The organism is Rhizobium fabae (genome assembly GCF_003985135.1).
Taxonomy (GTDB): Bacteria; Pseudomonadota; Alphaproteobacteria; order Rhizobiales; family Rhizobiaceae; genus Rhizobium; species Rhizobium pisi.
On sequence record NZ_ML133650.1, the window covers coordinates 375,050 to 391,577 of the forward strand.

Annotated in this window: 11 protein-coding genes; 3 read left to right on the forward strand and 8 right to left on the reverse strand. The window is 61.0% G+C overall.

Annotated features, from left to right (window positions below):
• Window positions 1-12 precede the first annotated feature (12 nt).
• A complete protein-coding gene (locus EFB14_RS15380) occupies window positions 13-3,348 on the reverse strand; it encodes a DUF1217 domain-containing protein (protein ID WP_126826581.1) in 3,336 nt (1,111 codons plus the stop codon).
• 299 nt (window positions 3,349-3,647) lie between these two features.
• Here EFB14_RS15380 and EFB14_RS15385 point away from each other — a divergent pair, with 299 nt between their 5' ends.
• Entirely contained in the window at window positions 3,648-4,214 is a 567-nt protein-coding gene (locus EFB14_RS15385; protein ID WP_125843942.1) for a DUF6101 family protein, read from the forward strand.
• 116 nt (window positions 4,215-4,330) lie between these two features.
• Here the strand turns inward: EFB14_RS15385 and ubiA are convergent, their stop codons facing one another.
• The 5 genes from ubiA to EFB14_RS15410 all read right to left on the reverse strand — a co-directional run bounded on the left by ubiA (window position 4,331) and on the right by EFB14_RS15410 (window position 10,710).
• A complete protein-coding gene (ubiA, locus tag EFB14_RS15390; protein ID WP_125843941.1) occupies window positions 4,331-5,290 on the reverse strand; it encodes a 4-hydroxybenzoate octaprenyltransferase in 960 nt (319 codons plus the stop codon).
• Between the two features lie 162 nt (window positions 5,291-5,452).
• Entirely contained in the window at window positions 5,453-6,265 is an 813-nt protein-coding gene (locus tag EFB14_RS15395; protein WP_126826584.1) for a MipA/OmpV family protein, read from the reverse strand.
• A 111-nt stretch (window positions 6,266-6,376) separates the two neighbouring features.
• A complete protein-coding gene (locus EFB14_RS15400; protein ID WP_125843939.1) occupies window positions 6,377-6,958 on the reverse strand; it encodes a histidine phosphatase family protein in 582 nt (193 codons plus the stop codon).
• Window positions 6,959-7,007: 49 nt separating this feature from the next.
• Window positions 7,008-8,267 carry a cyclopropane fatty acid synthase gene (locus tag EFB14_RS15405; protein WP_126826587.1) on the reverse strand — a complete coding sequence of 420 codons (1,260 nt, stop codon included), beginning with the start codon at window positions 8,265-8,267 and terminating at the stop codon, window positions 7,008-7,010.
• A 133-nt stretch (window positions 8,268-8,400) separates the two neighbouring features.
• Window positions 8,401-10,710, reverse strand: coding sequence for a Tex family protein (locus EFB14_RS15410; protein WP_126826590.1), 2,310 nt, complete (start codon window positions 10,708-10,710; stop codon window positions 8,401-8,403).
• 218 nt (window positions 10,711-10,928) lie between these two features.
• Between EFB14_RS15410 and glyS the strand changes: the two genes are divergently transcribed.
• Window positions 10,929-13,112 carry a glycine--tRNA ligase subunit beta gene (glyS, locus tag EFB14_RS15415; RefSeq protein WP_126826594.1) on the forward strand — a complete coding sequence of 728 codons (2,184 nt, stop codon included), beginning with the start codon at window positions 10,929-10,931 and terminating at the stop codon, window positions 13,110-13,112.
• Between the two features lie 56 nt (window positions 13,113-13,168).
• Window positions 13,169-13,657 (forward strand): 2-thiouracil desulfurase family protein, encoded by a 489-nt coding sequence (locus tag EFB14_RS15420; protein WP_126826597.1) that lies wholly within the window; start codon window positions 13,169-13,171, stop codon window positions 13,655-13,657.
• A gap of 79 nt (window positions 13,658-13,736) precedes the next feature.
• On the opposite strand, the gene EFB14_RS15425 is transcribed toward EFB14_RS15420, so the two are convergent.
• Complete coding sequence (locus tag EFB14_RS15425) at window positions 13,737-15,560, reverse strand: methyl-accepting chemotaxis protein (protein ID WP_126826600.1); 1,824 nt, start codon at window positions 15,558-15,560, stop codon at window positions 13,737-13,739.
• A 437-nt stretch (window positions 15,561-15,997) separates the two neighbouring features.
• Window positions 15,998-16,459, reverse strand: a complete 462-nt coding sequence (locus EFB14_RS15430) for a plant virulence effector HPE1-like domain-containing protein (RefSeq protein WP_126826602.1) — start codon at window positions 16,457-16,459, stop codon at window positions 15,998-16,000.
• Window positions 16,460-16,528: the final 69 nt, after the last annotated feature.

Sequence of the window (16,528 nt, forward strand, 5' to 3'; positions counted from 1 at the left end):
CGGTCAGGACGATCAGCTTTTCTGCGTACCGCCGCCGGTCAGGAGCTGTAGTGCCGGTGACTGTTGCGTATTGTTCTTGACGTCGTACATCGCGGTGAACCGCCGCAACAGCTTGTCGACCTTCTTCGGATCCTGAAGATCCTCGAGCTTGACGAAGCGGCCAACGAGATCGGCCTGCTTGGCGACATCCATGCCCGATATCTGCGTCGGCAGGCTGTAGGCGGTGGTGATCACCTGGTAGAGCGCCTTGTCGCCGAGGATCGAATAGATCGAGGTGATGCTCGGGGCCTTGCGGCTGAAATAGAGGGCGAGACGGACACCGTCATTGCTTTGGCCCTGCTGGCTTTCCATCGTCTGCTGGACGAAAAGCTGCTGAGTGTGGTCCTCGGCCGCCTTGTTCTGGATGGCGCCGATCTTGGCGCGGGTGAGGTTGCCGTCCTTGTCGAAGTTGAAGGCAGCGACAATATCCTTGAAGCGCGCGTCAGCCTTGGTGTTGAGGTAGCTCTTCTTGTCATCGGGATCCGAGGTGAAGATCTTCTTCAGCGTGGCCCTGTCGTAATTCTTCGGGTCGAGGTTGTTCGCCTTCAGCACCAGGCCAGTCAGTCGGCTGTCGTTCAGGAAATCGTCGAGCGACTTCACTTTCGCCATGCCCTTGGCGAAATAATCGACTTCGGCCGTCGCATCCTTCGATGCCTTGTCCTTCACCGGCCCGGCCTTCAGCAGCATGGTCATATGCGACTTGTAGTCGGTGGCGTACTTGGCCATGGTCGCGTCGGGCAGCGCCTGGAAGGGTGAGGCCGCCTTGCCGTCGGGACCGAAGTTGAAGGCGCGGGCCATCTTGGTGATGCGGTCATCCTTGAGGGACGCGATATATCCCTTCGGATCGTAGGCATCGCTGGTCAGGATCTTGCGCATCATCGACCGCGGCACGTCCTGCTCCGTCAGGCCGAAGGCCTGCAGCGCCACGTGATAGGGATCCGGCAGATTATCATTGCTCTTAGTGAAATCAGCCGTCGCATTGGTGCGCAGGAAATCATTGACGGTCTTGATATCGGAAAAGTCCAGCAGGCTGTTGCTGGGGGCCAGCATGCTTTTATAGTTGGACGCTACCTCGTTGATCGCCTCGTCGCGCTCGTCGTCGTAGCGTGCAGCATAGTTGTCGTTGGTGGCCTGGGCCTGATCGGCGTTCTGAACCGAGCTGAGAGCCGGAAGCGATCCGTCGGCGGCAAAGTTGAAGTCCGCGTTGAGATCAGCATGGCCGGCCGCGGCAGCTGCCGTGGGATCGGTCAGAATACTCTTCAGATCGGCGTCCGAGATATCGAAAGGCAGATCGTAGGTGCTTTTCAGAAAATTGGTGATGGCGGGATCAGCTAGCAGCTCGTCGACGTTGCCGATCGACGTCATCCGGGCAGAATAGTCGTCCGTGCGTGCCGAGGCGCTGAATTTCGTGCTGTTGATCTGGCTGGCGGTCTGCGCAGCCATGCCGTCCTTGAGCGAGCCATCCGCCTTGAAATTGAAGGCGGCGGCGACGTCGGCATAAGTGCCGGTGCCGCTCTGGTCGGTCAGGATAGCGCGAAGAGCGACGTCGCTGACCGTCGACGGGATGCCATAGGCGTTCCGCACGAAATTGTTCAGTTTGCGATCCGCCAGCAACTGATCAACGTTGGAGATGCCCGCGATCGTCGACTGGTAGTAGACTGCTGCACTGTCGGCCTTGCTGGCAGTGCTCGCGCTCTGAGAGGCGCTCTGGGAGGCATGAAGGGTCGCAACCGATCCGTCCGCCTTGAAATTGAAGAGGTCGTGAACGTCGCCATAGCCTTGCGCGGCAGCGGCCGAAGGATCGACCAGGAAGGTCCTCAACGTCGCATCGGAGACGCTGTCTGCGATCTGCATGCTGTTTCGGATGTAGCTCACCGAAACCGGATCGGACATGATGTCATCGACATTGGTAACATTGCCGATCATGCTGTTGAAGTGTGCTGCGTTCGCCGCCGACTTGTCGGTGGTCGATTTCTGTTGCGCCGCCGTCTGGATCGCGGATCCGTTGATCGAGCCGTCCGCCTGAAAGTTGAAGTCAGCGTTGATGTTGGCATGTCCCTGAGCCGCGGCATAGGATGGATCAGTCAGGATGTTCTTCAAATCGGCATTGCTGAAACTCGTGCCGAGACCGTAAGCATCCTTGATGTAGCGCGCCAACACGTTGTCCGCGAGCAGGTCGTCGACATTGGTGATGCTGCTCGATTGCGAGGTGACGGTGTAATACTTGTTCGTGCTTGAGGCAGCCGACTGCAGCTTGTTCGCCTGGTCGATCGACTGAACACGCACGGTGTTCGAGGTCGTGCCGTCAGCCTTGAAATTGAAGGCGTTATAGACATTGGTAAAGCCCATCAGCTGGGCATAGCTTGGATCGGTGAGCACCATGCGCAGCGCTGGGGCCGTAAAGTCAGCCCCCATGCTGTAGGCGGTCTTGATGTAGGAGGTCAGACGGTTGTCCGCGACCAGATCGTCGACATTGGTGATCGTGCCGATCTTGGCGGTGTAATAGGCCTTGTTGTAGTCGGCCGCCGTCTTGCTGACGTAGTAGACATCCGAACCGACCGAATTGTCGATGATGACCGATTGGGAGTTCAACGTGTAGGTCTCGATGACCGAGGACTTCTGCGCGGCGGTCTGCGCCGTGCCGGTGACCGTGCCGTCGGCGTTGAAGCTGAACTGGGCGGCCAGCGCCTTGTATTTGTCGCCGCCTTGCGTATTGACCACGCTCGAGGGGTCGCTGAGATCGCTCGTCAGCACCTGCCGCAGGAAATCCTTCGACGCATAGGTGGGATCGATCTTGAAGGTCTTCAGCACATAGGTGCGCAGCCGGGTGTTGTTGACGAGATCGTCAACGGTCTGCACGGAGTCGATATTGTTGCTGTAATAGGTGCTTTCGGCAGTGGCGGCGTTGTCGGCATCGACAAAGGATTGCTTGTAGAGGCCGATGAGATCGTCCTCCTGCGCATCCGTCTGCACATCCTTTTCAGGCGAGTTGAAATTGAAGGCAGCGGCGAATTCGCGGTAACGCGTGTCGGAGAGCTTGTTGGCGTAGCTGTTGGGATCGGTGAGATCGCTTTCCAGCACCTTCTTCATGAAGGCCTTGGCGTAGGTCATATCCTCGAGGCCATAGGCCTTCATCGCATAGCTGTAGAGCTTGTAATCGCCGAGGAAGTCGTCGACGGTTTTGACCTTATTGATATTGTCCGCATAGTACTGGGCTTCCTTCTTGACGGTCGACTGCGACGCAACCTTGGCGAGGCTGGACGTCATATCCTTCGACAAAATCGAATATGCGAGGGAAGCCGTAATCATGAAAAGCGCCCTTTTCGGCAAATTCTTTAAGAGAATCACGCACTGCTGGTGACGGCATTTTGCCACGAAAAACTTACCTGAGGCTTACCCCAGGATGTGCCGCTTCAGGACACCACACCGTTCACCTTCCGGAAACCCTGCCGGATTCGGTTTTGATAACCATCGCAGGAGGCAAAGTTTTCTTAACCGCAATTTTTAAGCTGTACGGAACGGGGCACGCCTATTGTCGGCCATAGAGGACGAAAAGTCCCAAGGAGAAGACCGGAAACGGCTCTCAGGTAAGACAAGGGTAGAATGAAATGAACAATCCCGTTATGAAGCCCGCATGGGCTGGTACGACGTTGCGCCTCGATCCGTCCCGCTTTCCCCAGCAGGTCAGCTACGCCATCCATGATTGTTCGGATGACGTCAACATCACCATAGACGAGCGCGGCGCAGTCCTGCGCAAGGTCCTTCCCTCCAGCGGCCTACCACTCTCGATTGCGCTGCCGAAGCGCGTCTTCAAGGGTGTCGCCGCCCGCGCCATCGACCATGGTGACGGCGAGGTCACCGTGACGCTCGAACTCCACCACGCAGACCCGGAACTCTGCGTTCCACTGCTTGTCGCCCATGATCTCAGCGATATCGCCGCCGACTGGCGCAGCTGGTCCGAAGCCTTCCGCATCCCGATGCTGATGGTCGAGGCCGACGGCGTCGCCCGTCCGCTCGAAGACCATATCGGGGCCTTGCGCACCAGCGACCTCAAGCCGCGCCGCCGCCATTCCTACTTCGCCAACCGCCGTCCGCGCTTCCTCGTGCGCCGCACCACCGGCCGGCTGGGCGTCGCCATGAAGATCGAAGGCAAGGAAATCATCGCCCGCAACTAAAGCGCCACGCATCGAACTTGATGCGCGCAACGCTGCGCACTTCCGGGCGACATGCTTCGGAACCATTTTGAAACCCGGCGCCTGCGCCGGGTTTATCGTTTCATGCATCGTCCCATTCAGGGAATGGCGAAGAGCAGCGAGAGGAAAAGGCCGAAGAAGATGATGAGGCCGACGCGGTTGTTCGACTTGAAGAGCGCCAGGCATTGGGCCGGATCGTTGATATCGAGCCGGATGATCTGCCAGCCGAACATGCCAGCCGCACCGATGAGGCCCAGGAAGGCAATCAGGTTGGCGCCCGCGAGCGCGAAAGCCAGGAACATTAGCACCAACGTCAGCCCGTAAAGGCAGATCAGCCATTGCCGCGTTTTGTCGCCGAAGAGGCGGGCGGTGGAGCGCACGCCGATCAGCTCGTCGTCCTCCTTGTCCTGATGCGCATAGATCGTATCGTAACCGATTGTCCAGGCGACGGAGGCGGCGTAGAGCAGGATGGCGGCGAAGGAGAGGCCGCCCAAAATGCCGGCCCAGCCCATCAGCGCGCCCCAGGAGAAGGCAAGTCCCAGGAAGAATTGCGGCCAGTCGGTAAAGCGCTTGGCGAAGGGATAAAGCGCCACGATGCCCAGCGAAAGCACGCCGAGGAAGACGGTGAGCCAGTTAAACTGCAGCAGCACGAAAAGGCCGACCAGCGCCTGCAGGCCGATGAAGATCTTCGCCCGGGCGCGCGTGACGCGGCCGGAGGGGAGCGGACGCGAGCGCGTGCGGGCCACTTCCATGTCGATCTTGTGGTCAACGAGATCGTTGTAGGTGCAGCCGGCGCCGCGCATGGCGACCGCGCCGATGAAATACAGGAAAAGATGGGACACTAGCAGGCTGCCGGAATAAAGCCCCTCGTCAATCGCCGCATTGGCGGCAAGTGTCGCCGACCAGAAGCACGGCCACATCAGGAGTTGCCAGCCGATAGGGCGATCCCAGCGCGCAAGCTGCGCATAGGGCCAGAGCCATTGCGGCAGGATCCGGTAGACCCAGTTGTCGGAAGGCGCGTCGGAGACGCGGTCATTGAAGTTGTCGGTATCTTCCATGCCGCCCATCTAGCGATGGGCCGGCAATCCGGTCAAGAAGCGATCACCGCGCCGCGACCGCATAATTCCTTAAATCGGAATCAATCCAAGGGCATATCCCGTGGCAATTCAAAGCGATACAGCGCCGCTTGCGCGCCCAAAGGGACGCGCAAGCGGTGTCAATCACTGCAGCGAAAAATTGAACTTGTAAGTCGCCGAGACGCCGATCAGGACCTGGTTCTTGGAGCCGCGCTCGCGCACGAGACTGCTGTCGGCGGCGGGACCGGCCAGCCGCTTATATTCCAGGAAGGAACTCGCCGAGAGGTTTTCCGTCGCCTTCCAGGTGAGCGCCGTACCTGCACCGTAGGACTGGATGCCCGACGACGGCTTATAAGGATCAAGCCCGCTTGCCGCCGCCTGCTTGGCGTTGACGCCGTAATAAGCGTCGTAATAGCCGCTGGTGGCGAATGTCGCGCGCGGGCCGCCGGATAGTTGCAGGTCCGGGGCAATATCGGTGAAGGCATCGACGGCGAGATCGGCGACGACGCCGTCATGGGCGCGGATGCCCTGGCGAACCTCGGCGCGGGCGCGAAGGAAATCGGTCGGATAGACCTCGACGAATCCGCCGGCTTCCGCCCCCCACTTTACCTTCTTCATACCCTTCAGTTCATGGCCATCGCCGTCGTCACGCGACGGTACGAACCGGCCGACAATGCCGGCGCGGAAGGCGCCGTTGTCGATGAGAGCGAAGGAAGGATTGTCGTTGCGCGAGGAAAACCGCGGGCCGGAGCCCTGCTGGCCAACTGAGATCAGCGGGCTGAACTTGAATTCGTTACGCGACGAGCCCTCGAATTTCGGAGCGGAGAAGCCGGCGACGCCGACGTTCAGATACCAGTCGCCGGACCAGAAATGTTGGCCGCTTTCCTGCGCGGCGGCTGATCCAAAAGAAGAAAGGGCAATAGCCAAAGAAATCGATACGACTGATCGATGAAACACGTCCGCACTCCAGAAAACGCAAAAACAAAGCCGCGGAGGGCGGCAGCCGCTACACTTATCCCGATCTCGTTACCCCAATGTTAACCACGGCAGCGAGATGAGGACGGCTTTCTAACGCTGGTTCCAGCGGCGGATGACCGGTTCGCTCAGGTCGTGCTCGTAGCCAAGCACGCTGATGCTTGTGGTATCGAGCACGAAACGCGCGCCGTCTTGCGGCGGCAGGCCGAGCCAGCGGGCGGCGAGCACACGCAGGAAATGCGAACTCGAAAAGATCAGGATGGTAGCGGCCTCCGCGCGAAGCGCATCGATGACAGCATCCGCCCGTGCGCCGACATCGGCTGCCGTTTCGCCACTCGGGCAGCCGTCGCGAAAAAGCTGCCAGCCGGGGCGACCCGCAAGGATCTCCTTCGTCGTGATGCCTTCATACGCGCCGTAATTCCATTCGGCGAGATCCCCTTTGATCACCGCACCCGAGCCGAATCCGGCAAGCGCGCAGGTCTTCCGGGCCCGCTCGGAGGGGCTCGACCAGACGGCGGAGAAGGAGAGGCCCGCCAGCCGTTCGGTAAGCTTGCCGGCAGCGGCCTCGCCGTTCGCCGTCAAGGGAATATCGCTGCGTCCGGTATGGCGCCCGGACAGGCTCCATTCGGTCTCACCATGACGAACCAGATAGATCTCGGGAAATGGGCTGCTCATCGACACGTCCTTTCATGATGGCCGGTCTCTCGGCGAAGGCGTTGCTGGATCAGAACGTCACCTTCTCGAGCGGCGCACGCCTCGCCTCGAATTCCCTCAGCTTGGCTTCGTTGCGCGCGATGTAATTGCGATTGTCGGGAACGGCGAACTGGTTCTTGGCGATCTGGATCTGCAGGATGAAGAGCTCGTCCCAGCGGAAGCCCATTTCGGAACCCGCCAGATAGAATTCCCACATGCGGAAGAACTGTTCGTCGTAAAGCGCTACGGCCTCAGCTTTGCGCGCTACGAAACGCTCGCGCCAGTGGCGCAGCGTATAGGCATAGTGCATTGGCAGGATTTCGATATCCTTGACCAGGAGCCCCGCCTTTTCGAGCGGCGGAACGACCTCGCCCACCGAGGGAATATAGCCGCCGGGGAAGATATACTTCTCGATGAAGGCATTGGTGGCGAAGCTCGGCTTCGGACGGCCGATCGAGTGCAGGACCATGACGCCGTTGTCGTCGAGCAGGTCGAATACTTTGCGGAAGAAATTGCCGTAGTTGCCGATACCGACATGTTCGAACATGCCGACCGAGACGATGCGGTCAAACTTCCTGCCAGTCATGCTGCGATAGTCCTGCAGCTCGAAACGCACGCGGTCGGCAAGGCCGCGCTTTTCGGCGCGCGCGCGGGAAACCTTGAGCTGTTCCTCGCTGAGCGTGATGCCGGTGAAGTCAGCCCCTTCCGTTGCCTCCGTCAGGTACATGCCCATGCCGCCCCAGCCGGAACCGATCTCCAGGATGCGCTGGTTCGGCTCGAGCAGGAGTTTGGCGGCGATATGCCGTTTCTTGGCAAGCTGCGCCTCGTCAAGGCCGATACCAGCCGGCTCGAAATAGGCGCAGGAATATTGCCAGTCCTCATCGAGGAAAAGGTCGAAGAGCTTGGCCGACAGGTCGTAGTGATGGGCGACATTGTGCTTGTTGCGATTGACAGGCACGCGGCTTTTCAGCTGCTGCCAGGCAATGCGGCCGAGGAGTAGTGCCGCCATCTTGAAATCGAAGATTTCGTTGGTGGTGTTCTGCTTCACCAGCGACAGGAAATCGTAGATGTTACCCTGTTCGAGAATGAACCGGCCTTGCATGTACATTTCGCCGAGCTTCATGGTCGGGTCGCGCCGGATGGCGTCTTCCGCCTCCTGATCGGCAAGGCGGGCCACAACGGTTTCACCCGTGCCGTCGCCGACCACGTGAGTCTCGCCATTGGCAAGGGTAAGTTTCAAAGAACCCTTGCGGATGATTTGCTGGACGATCGATAAGAATGCCGACGCCATTGACGCCTCGCAAATGTGACAGGATGGTCACATCAACTTAGGCGATCTCTTTCGCCTTACAAGCGCCGGATTTAGCACTCCGTTCAGAACGCTGCCAAACTGTTGCATTTTTGCCGATGTGGTGGCTAAGCCATTATTTTCGCTTCATGGCTTCGGCAAGTGCCGCGCCGAAGGCACCCTGACTTTCCGGCTTCGGTGTGGCGGGCCGACGCTCGTTCTGCGGCCGGGAACCGGAATTCCCGCGAGAATCACCACGCGGCGGCGGCGCTGAAGAACCGTCATCGCGCCGCATGGAAAGACCGATGCGCTTGCGCTTGGCATCGACTTCAACGACCCGCACCTTGACAACATCGCCCGCCTTGACGACCTCGTGGGGATCCTTAACGAAGCGATCGGCGAGCTGGGATACATGCACCAGACCATCCTGGTGCACACCGATATCGATGAAGGCGCCGAAGGCGGCGACATTGGTCACTGTGCCTTCCAGCACCATGCCGGGCTTCAAGTCGGAAATTTCGTTGACGCCCTCTGCGAAGGTCGCGGTCTTGAAGCTCGGGCGCGGGTCGCGACCGGGCTTCTCCAGTTCCGAGATGATGTCCTTGACCGTCGGCAGGCCGAATTTCTCGTCGATGAACTGGCGCGGATCGATCGATTTCAGGACGGCGCTGTCGCCCATCAGCGCCCTGAGATCGCGGCCGCAGGCAGCGACGATCTTCTTGGCGACGCCATAGGCTTCCGGGTGGACCGAGGAGGCATCGAGCGGCTCCTTGCCATTGGGGATGCGCAGGAAGCCGGCGCATTGCTCGAAGGTGCGGCCGCCGAGGCGAGCAACCTTCATCAGATCGCGTCGTGTTTCGAAACGGCCCTCGCTGTCGCGGTGGCGGACGATTGCGTCGGCAATCGAAGGCCCGAGCCCGGAGACGCGGGCGAGCAGCGGCGCGGACGCGGTGTTCAAATCGACGCCGACGGCATTCACGGCATCTTCCACCACGGCATCGAGCGAGCGCGACAGCTTCTGCTGGTCGACATCGTGCTGATACTGGCCGACGCCGATCGACTTCGGCTCGATCTTGACGAGTTCGGCCAGCGGATCCTGCAGACGGCGCGCGATGGAGACCGCGCCCCGCAGCGAGACGTCGAGATCGGGGAATTCGGCGGCCGCCGTTGCTGAGGCGGAATAGACCGAGGCGCCCGCTTCCGACACGATGACCTTGGTCGGCTTCGGCGCCGGCAGTTCGGCCAGCATGTCGGCCACCAGCTTTTCCGTTTCGCGGCTGCCGGTGCCGTTGCCGATCGAGATCAGCTCGACATTGTGCTTGCGGATCAGCGATGCGAGCTCGATCTGGGCGCCGCGCACGTCGTTCCGAGGCTGGAAGGGATAGACGGTCGATGTCGCTACCACCTTGCCAGTGCCGTCGACGACAGCGACCTTGACGCCGGTGCGGATGCCGGGATCGAGACCCATCGTCGCGCGCGAGCCGGCGGGTGCCGCCAGCAGCAGATCCTTGAGATTGCGGGCGAAGACATGGATCGCCTCTTCCTCCGCCCTCTCACGCAGCTCCCGCATCAGGTCGAGCGAAAGCGACATGGAAAGCTTCACGCGCCAGCTCCAGCTTGCGACCTCCATCAGCCAGCGGTCGCCGGGGCGGCTTGCGCCGATCTCATAGGCGGCCGCGATCATGCGTTCGACCGGCTTGTTCGGAGAGACGGTCTCGGCATCCGCCTCGATCGTCAGCGTCAGCACCTCTTCGTTCCAGCCGCGCAGCATGGCGAGCGCGCGGTGGCCGGGTGCGGTCGCCCAGCGTTCGGAATGGTCGAAATAATCGGAAAACTTCTCGCCCGTCGCCTGCTTGCCGTCGACGACCTTGGCCTTAAGCAACGAGGCCTGGCGCATATGGGCGCGCAGCCTGCCAAGCAGATCGGCATTTTCGGCAATGCCTTCGGCGACGATGTCGCGGGCGCCTTCGAGCGCCGTCTTCACGTCGGGCACATCAGCAGTGATGAAACCTTCGGCCAGCACGGCCGGTTCCTTGGCGCGCTCGGCGAGGATTGCCTCGGCGAGCGGGCCGAGGCCGCGTTCGCGGGCGATCTCGGCGCGGGTGCGGCGCTTCGGCTTGTAGGGCAGATAGAGGTCTTCGAGCTCGGCCTTGGTTTCGGCGCCGGCGACCTTGGCCATCAGCTCGTCCGTCATCTTGCCCTGACCGGTGATCGATTCGACGATCGCATCGCGGCGGGCTTCGAGTTCGCGGAGATACACCAGCCGCTCGGCCAGATTGCGCAGCTGCGTATCATCCAGCCCGCCCGTCACTTCCTTGCGGTAGCGCGCGATGAAGGGCACGGTGGCGCCCTCGTCCAGCAGCTCGATCGCGGCTTTGGCCTGGTCGGGCCGGGCGTTGATTTCGGCAGAGATGCGGGCTGCGAGGAAACGGAGGTCAGCGGCCATGGGATTTCCTGTTTCGACTGAGGTGGCGGGACCATAACGGCGAAAAGCGGCAAGGCAATGTTGGAGTTTGCTGCCCGGCGCCGATCCACAGGAAAGCATGCCGGAAAGGCGGCGATTTTGCGGTTGTGCAGATGCGGCATTCTTTGCTAGCAGAAGCAACGTTTTGACCCGGCGCCCAAGCCATCCCTCCCCTCTCGCGGGAGGCAAGGAAATTCGACATGCCAAACCTTCTTCTCGAACTCCGCTCCGAAGAGATTCCGGCCCGCATGCAGCGCAAGGCTGCCGGCGATCTGAAGAAACTCGTCACCGATGCGCTTGTCGAAGCCGGCCTGTCCTATGAGGGCGCGCGCGAATACTGGACGCCGCGGCGGCTAACCCTCGACATTCACGGCCTGACGGCGCGTTCCGCCGACGTGCGCGAGGAGCGCAAGGGACCGCGCACCGACGCCAACGAGAAGGCGATCGAAGGTTTCCTGCGCGGCGCCGGCCTTTCCTCGGTGGCCGAGGCGCAGGTGGTGAGCGATCCGAAGAAGGGCGATTTCTATGTCGCAGTCATCTCCAAGCCGGGCCGCGCGACGGAAGAGATCATCGCCGAGGTGATGCCCGGCATCATCCGCGATTTCCCATGGCCGAAATCCATGCGCTGGGGCAAGGCCTCCTCCAAGCCCGGCGCATTGCGCTGGGTGCGGCCGCTGCAATCGATCGTCTGCACCTTCGGCCCGGAGCATGAAGAGACCGTCGTCATCCCCTTCGAGATCGACGGCATCACCGCCTCCAATGTCACTTACGGCCATCGCTTTCACGCGCCCGAGGCAATCACCGTGCGGCGCTTCGACGACTACGTCGCGAACCTGGAAAAGGCGAAGGTCATCCTCGACGCCGAGCGGCGCAAGGACAACATCCTGCACGACGCACGCGACATCGCCTTTGCCAACGGGCTTGAGCTGGTGGAAGACGAAGGCCTCCTGGAGGAGGTCTCCGGCCTCGTCGAATGGCCGCAGGTGCTGATGGGCTCCTTCGAGGAGGATTATCTCTCCATCCCCTCCGAGATCATCCGTCTGACGATCAAGACCAACCAGAAGTGCTTCGTCACCCGCAAGCAGGGCGGCGAGACGCTTTCGAACAAGTTTATCCTCGTTTCCAATATCCAGGCCAGCGACGGCGGCAAGGAAATCGTCCACGGCAACGGCAAGGTGGTGCGGGCCCGGCTTTCGGACGCGCTGCATTTCTGGAAGCGCGACCAGGGAAACATGCCGGATCTCGAGACGCTGGAAGCTTCGGCCGAAAAATTCGGTCTCGATCTCACGAAGCCGCTCGACCAGCGCATGGCCAAGCTCGATGCGCTCGATGTGACGTTCCATGCCAAACTTGGAACGCAGGGCGCGCGCGTCGCCCGCATCCGTGCGCTCGCATCCGAGCTGGCTGGTATCACCGGCGCTGATGCAGCGCTCACCGATCGCGCCGCGGTGCTGGCGAAGGCCGATCTGCGCACCGAAGCCGTTGGCGAATTCCCAGAACTCCAGGGCTTGATGGGCCGCAAATATGCGGCGCTTCAGGATGAAAACGCCTCTGTCGCGCTCGCGATCGAGGATCACTACAAGCCGCAAGGCCCATCCGATCGCGTGCCTGCCGATAAGGTAGCGATCACCGTCGCACTCGCCGACAAACTGGACACGCTGATCGGCTTCTGGGCGATCGGCGAAAAGCCGACGGGTTCAAAGGATCCCTTCGCACTGAGGCGTGCAGCACTCGGCGTCGTCAGGATCCTGCTGGAGCGCAATGTCAGACTGCCGCTGCTGAAGATCGCGCGCCAGACATCGGTGCTCGCCAAGGCGAGCGGCGAGGCGGAGTTTTCGTTCGCAGGCGATCCGGCCGAGACATTCGCCGACCTCCTCTCCTTCTTCCATGACCGTCTCAAGGTCTATCTGCGCGATCAGGGCGCCCGCCACGATCTCATCGACGCCGTGCTGACCCCGGAGGCCGACGACCTGTTGATGGTGGCGCGCCGCGTCGAAGCGCTGACGGCCTTCGTCACCTCGGAGGACGGCAAGAACCTGCTCGCCGGCACCAAGCGCGCCACGCAGCTGCTCGCCGCCGAGGAAAAGAAGGGCACGGTGATCGCAGACGCCGTCTCGGACGCACTCTTCAAGCTCGATGCCGAAAAGGAACTGTTCGCCGCGATATCAGGCGCATCGAAAGAGGCGGCGGATGCTGTCGCCCGAGAAGACTTCCGCTCGGCGATGGAAGCACTTTCCAGGCTGCGCGCCCCGGTCGACCGCTTCTTCGAAGATGTGCTCGTCAACGACGAGGACGCCGCCATCCGCGCCAACCGCCTCGCCCTGCTGCGGTTGATCCGCGAGGCAACGGGAACGGTTGCGGATTTCTCGAAGATCTCGGGGTGAGAATGACCACCATCGGCGTGCTGGCATTGCGGCCGCCGAGACGCTATTCATGAAGCATGCAAAACAAAATCCTCGTCAGCGCCTGTCTCATGGGTCAGGCCGTTCGCTATGACGGGCGGGCGAAGCCATTGCTTCATCCGGTAATCGAGACATGGCGGGCAGAAGGGCGGCTGGTGACCATCTGTCCGGAGATTTCGGCAGGCATGCAGGTGCCGCGGCCGCCCGCGGAAATCCTAGGCGGAGCGACCGGCGAAGAGGTGCTGGCTGGCAAGGCGCGGGTTGTCGAGCTGACGGGCGCCGATGTGACGGAAGAGTTCCTGCAGGCGGCGGAGAATGCCGTGGCGCTCGCCAGGCAGGCCGGCTGCCGCTATGCGCTGCTCATCGACGGCAGCCCGTCCTGCGGATCCGATTTCATCTATGACGGCACGTTTTCCGGCCACAAGCAGGCCGGCAAAGGCGTGACGGCGGCCGCGCTGAAAGCTGATGGCGTCGAGGTGTTTTCCGATCGCGAGATCGAGCGGCTGATCGATCGTATCGCGCAGTAAGCTTCAAAAGGCACGGCCGCCGGAGAACCGACGGCCGCTAAGAATTTGGTGATAAAAAGGCGTGTTGCCTTCGCGCCGTTTAAGCAGCACGGCGACCTTGATGTATGGCCGAGGCATTGCTTTCGCCACTCACGCGGAAGCCGCGGATGAGGTCGATCAGTTCGTCGGTGTCGCTGGCCAGCGTTTCGGCCGATGCCGTGGTCTCTTCAGCCATGGCGGCGTTCTGCTGGGTGGCGGCGTCGAGCTGGTTCATCGACGACGAGATTGAGCGCAGCGTGGTGTCCTGCTCGGAGGCGCTGTGGGCGATCTTGGCGACGATCTCATTGGCGGCCTTGATCTGGTCGGAGATCCGCTTCAGCGCCTCGCCTGCCTCGCCGACCAGACGAACGCCGTGGTCCACCTGAGTGGAGGAGCGGGCGATCTGATCCTTAATCTCCTTGGCCGCGGCGGCGGAGCGCTGGGCAAGTTCGCGCACTTCCTGGGCGACGACCGCGAAGCCCTTGCCGGATTCGCCGGCGCGGGCAGCCTCGACGCCGGCATTCAGCGCCAGAAGGTTGGTCTGGAAGGCGATCTCGTCGATGACGCCGATGATCTTGGTGATCTCCGAGGACGACTTCTCGATGCCGCTCATCGCTTCGATCGCCTGGCTGACGATTGCATCGCTATGAGTGGCTTCGGTGCTGACGGCGTGGACGCGCTTGCTCGCCTCGTGGGCGCCATCGGCGGTCTGACGGACGGCGACGGTGAGTTCATCGAGCGCGGCCGAGGTTTCCTCCAGGCTCGCAGCCTGGCGTTCGGTGCGCTGCGACAATTCGTTGGAGGCGCGGCGGATTTCCTCCTTGCTGGTGCCGATATCGCTACCCTTGGCGCTGACCTTGGCCATGGCAGCTTCGAGATGCGACAGCGCATCGTTGAAGTTATCGCGAAGGGCGGCGTATTTCTGACCGAGATCGGCGCAGCGGACAGTGAGGTCGCCGCGGGCGATCATCTCCAGCGCCTTGCCGATCGTTGCCACAACCCGAGCCTGGATCGTTGCTTCATCCTGCTGTTGGCGAAGATTGTTTTCGCGCTCGTTTTCCAGCGCCAGCTGCTGGGCCGCCTCGCGATCCGACATCGCGTGACGTTCCCTGATCTTTTCCTGCAGCGACTGCGTCGCCTTCGCCATCATGCCGACTTCATTGTTCATGCCGGTATGCGGAATGGCGATGGAAACGTTTTCTTCGGCGACAGCTTTGAGGGCGGCATGGACCTTGTTGAGAGGTCCCGATATGCCGCGGATGACAAAATAGGCGGCCGCCATGGCGAGGAAGAACAGTATGATGCTGCCGGACAGAGCGGTCAGGATCGTGCCGTTCACCTGAGCATCGAGATCGTCCATATAAACGCCGGTGACGACGACGACCTTCCAGGGGTCGAAGGCCAAGGCATAGGCCGTTTTGCGGAAATCGCCGGCAGGATGGCCCGGTTTGGCGGTAGAATAATATTCGACGAGACCGCCGCCCTGCTGTCCCAGCTTGACCAGCTCTTCGCGGTAGAGCTTGCCTTTGCTGTCCGGCTGACCCTTCGAGACCTGCCCGACCTTCGAGGCGTCGTAGTGGAACATCATCTGGATGTCGTAACTGTAGCCGAAGAAATAGCCGTCAGGGTCGTACTTCATCCCGTTGACGGTGGCATAGGCCCGCTTCTGAGCATCCTCGAGCGTCATTTCACCTGAAGTGACCTTGGCCTGGTAAAGCTTGAGAACGGAGACGGCCGACTGAACCTCAGCGCGGAGCATGTCATAGCGCTCCTGGTAGATCGCATTGACCGAGGAGCGGATCTGCAGGGACGTGGCGATCGCAAACGCTACCATCAGGCCGATGACCAGCAATATGAGCTGCTTCGATATCTTTAGGTTTTTCATGAATCCTCGCAACGGGAATGGGCAAATACATTCCGGTGCGGTCTTCTACCGCCTGTGCGAGCGCCGAAGAGGACGACGCGTCTACCGCTGCTAAAACAACATGCTGCGACCGGCGAGTAAGAATTGACGCCTACCCTATAAGAAATCTTTAATTTAATTAAAAACGCGACAAAATTTCCCTAAAAATCAGGGGGCAGAGTTACAAGGCAAAACTGCAGATTTTCATCCGTCGGTCGAACATCACTCGTTTTCGAATTCTCAAGCGACCGGCAGCGCTCCAAAACAGGAATGCACCCTCGCTGCTCATCGAGGGTGCATTCGGTCCACCGGTGGTGGAACCCCAATCGATCGAAACCTTGATCAGGCGGGGCAGGGAACTTCTTGTTCTTACGCAACTCCGGACGCAAAACCGCTGCGCACTTTTGCTGGAATTGCTTCTAAAACCGCAGCTTGAATTCGGAGGCGTCGAGGGTGGCCGGCTGTTCAGCCATGCCTGCCACAACGGGCTTGGCATCGCTGCCGATGACGGCCGCGGTCGTGGCGTTCATGTCGATTCCCTCGGCAGGCACGACCGAGGGCTCGGCAGCAACCAGGGCTTCAGGGGTTGCCTTGCTGACGAAGAGCACGGGCGAGCCGCCCATCCAGCCTTCGGTGCGATAGATCTTCTTTTCGCCGCCGACGTCGCGGATCTCGCTCGCCTCGACGACGCCGGGCTTCAACTCCGGCACGGTGTAGTCCTTCTTGGTAACGTCGATCTGGAGCGGCGGGCAATTGCTGCAGGATTGGGTGAGGATGCTGCTGTCAGCGCTGGGGGCAGCCTTGCCGATCACCTCGATAGAAGATGCCATCGCCGAGCCCGCCATCAGCAGGATCGCCGCACCGAAGAAAATCTGACGCATCAATGCTACTCCGTCTCACTATAGGAGCGATATAGCGCAGCTTTGTTTCTATCCCGTCAGGGGAAAAGG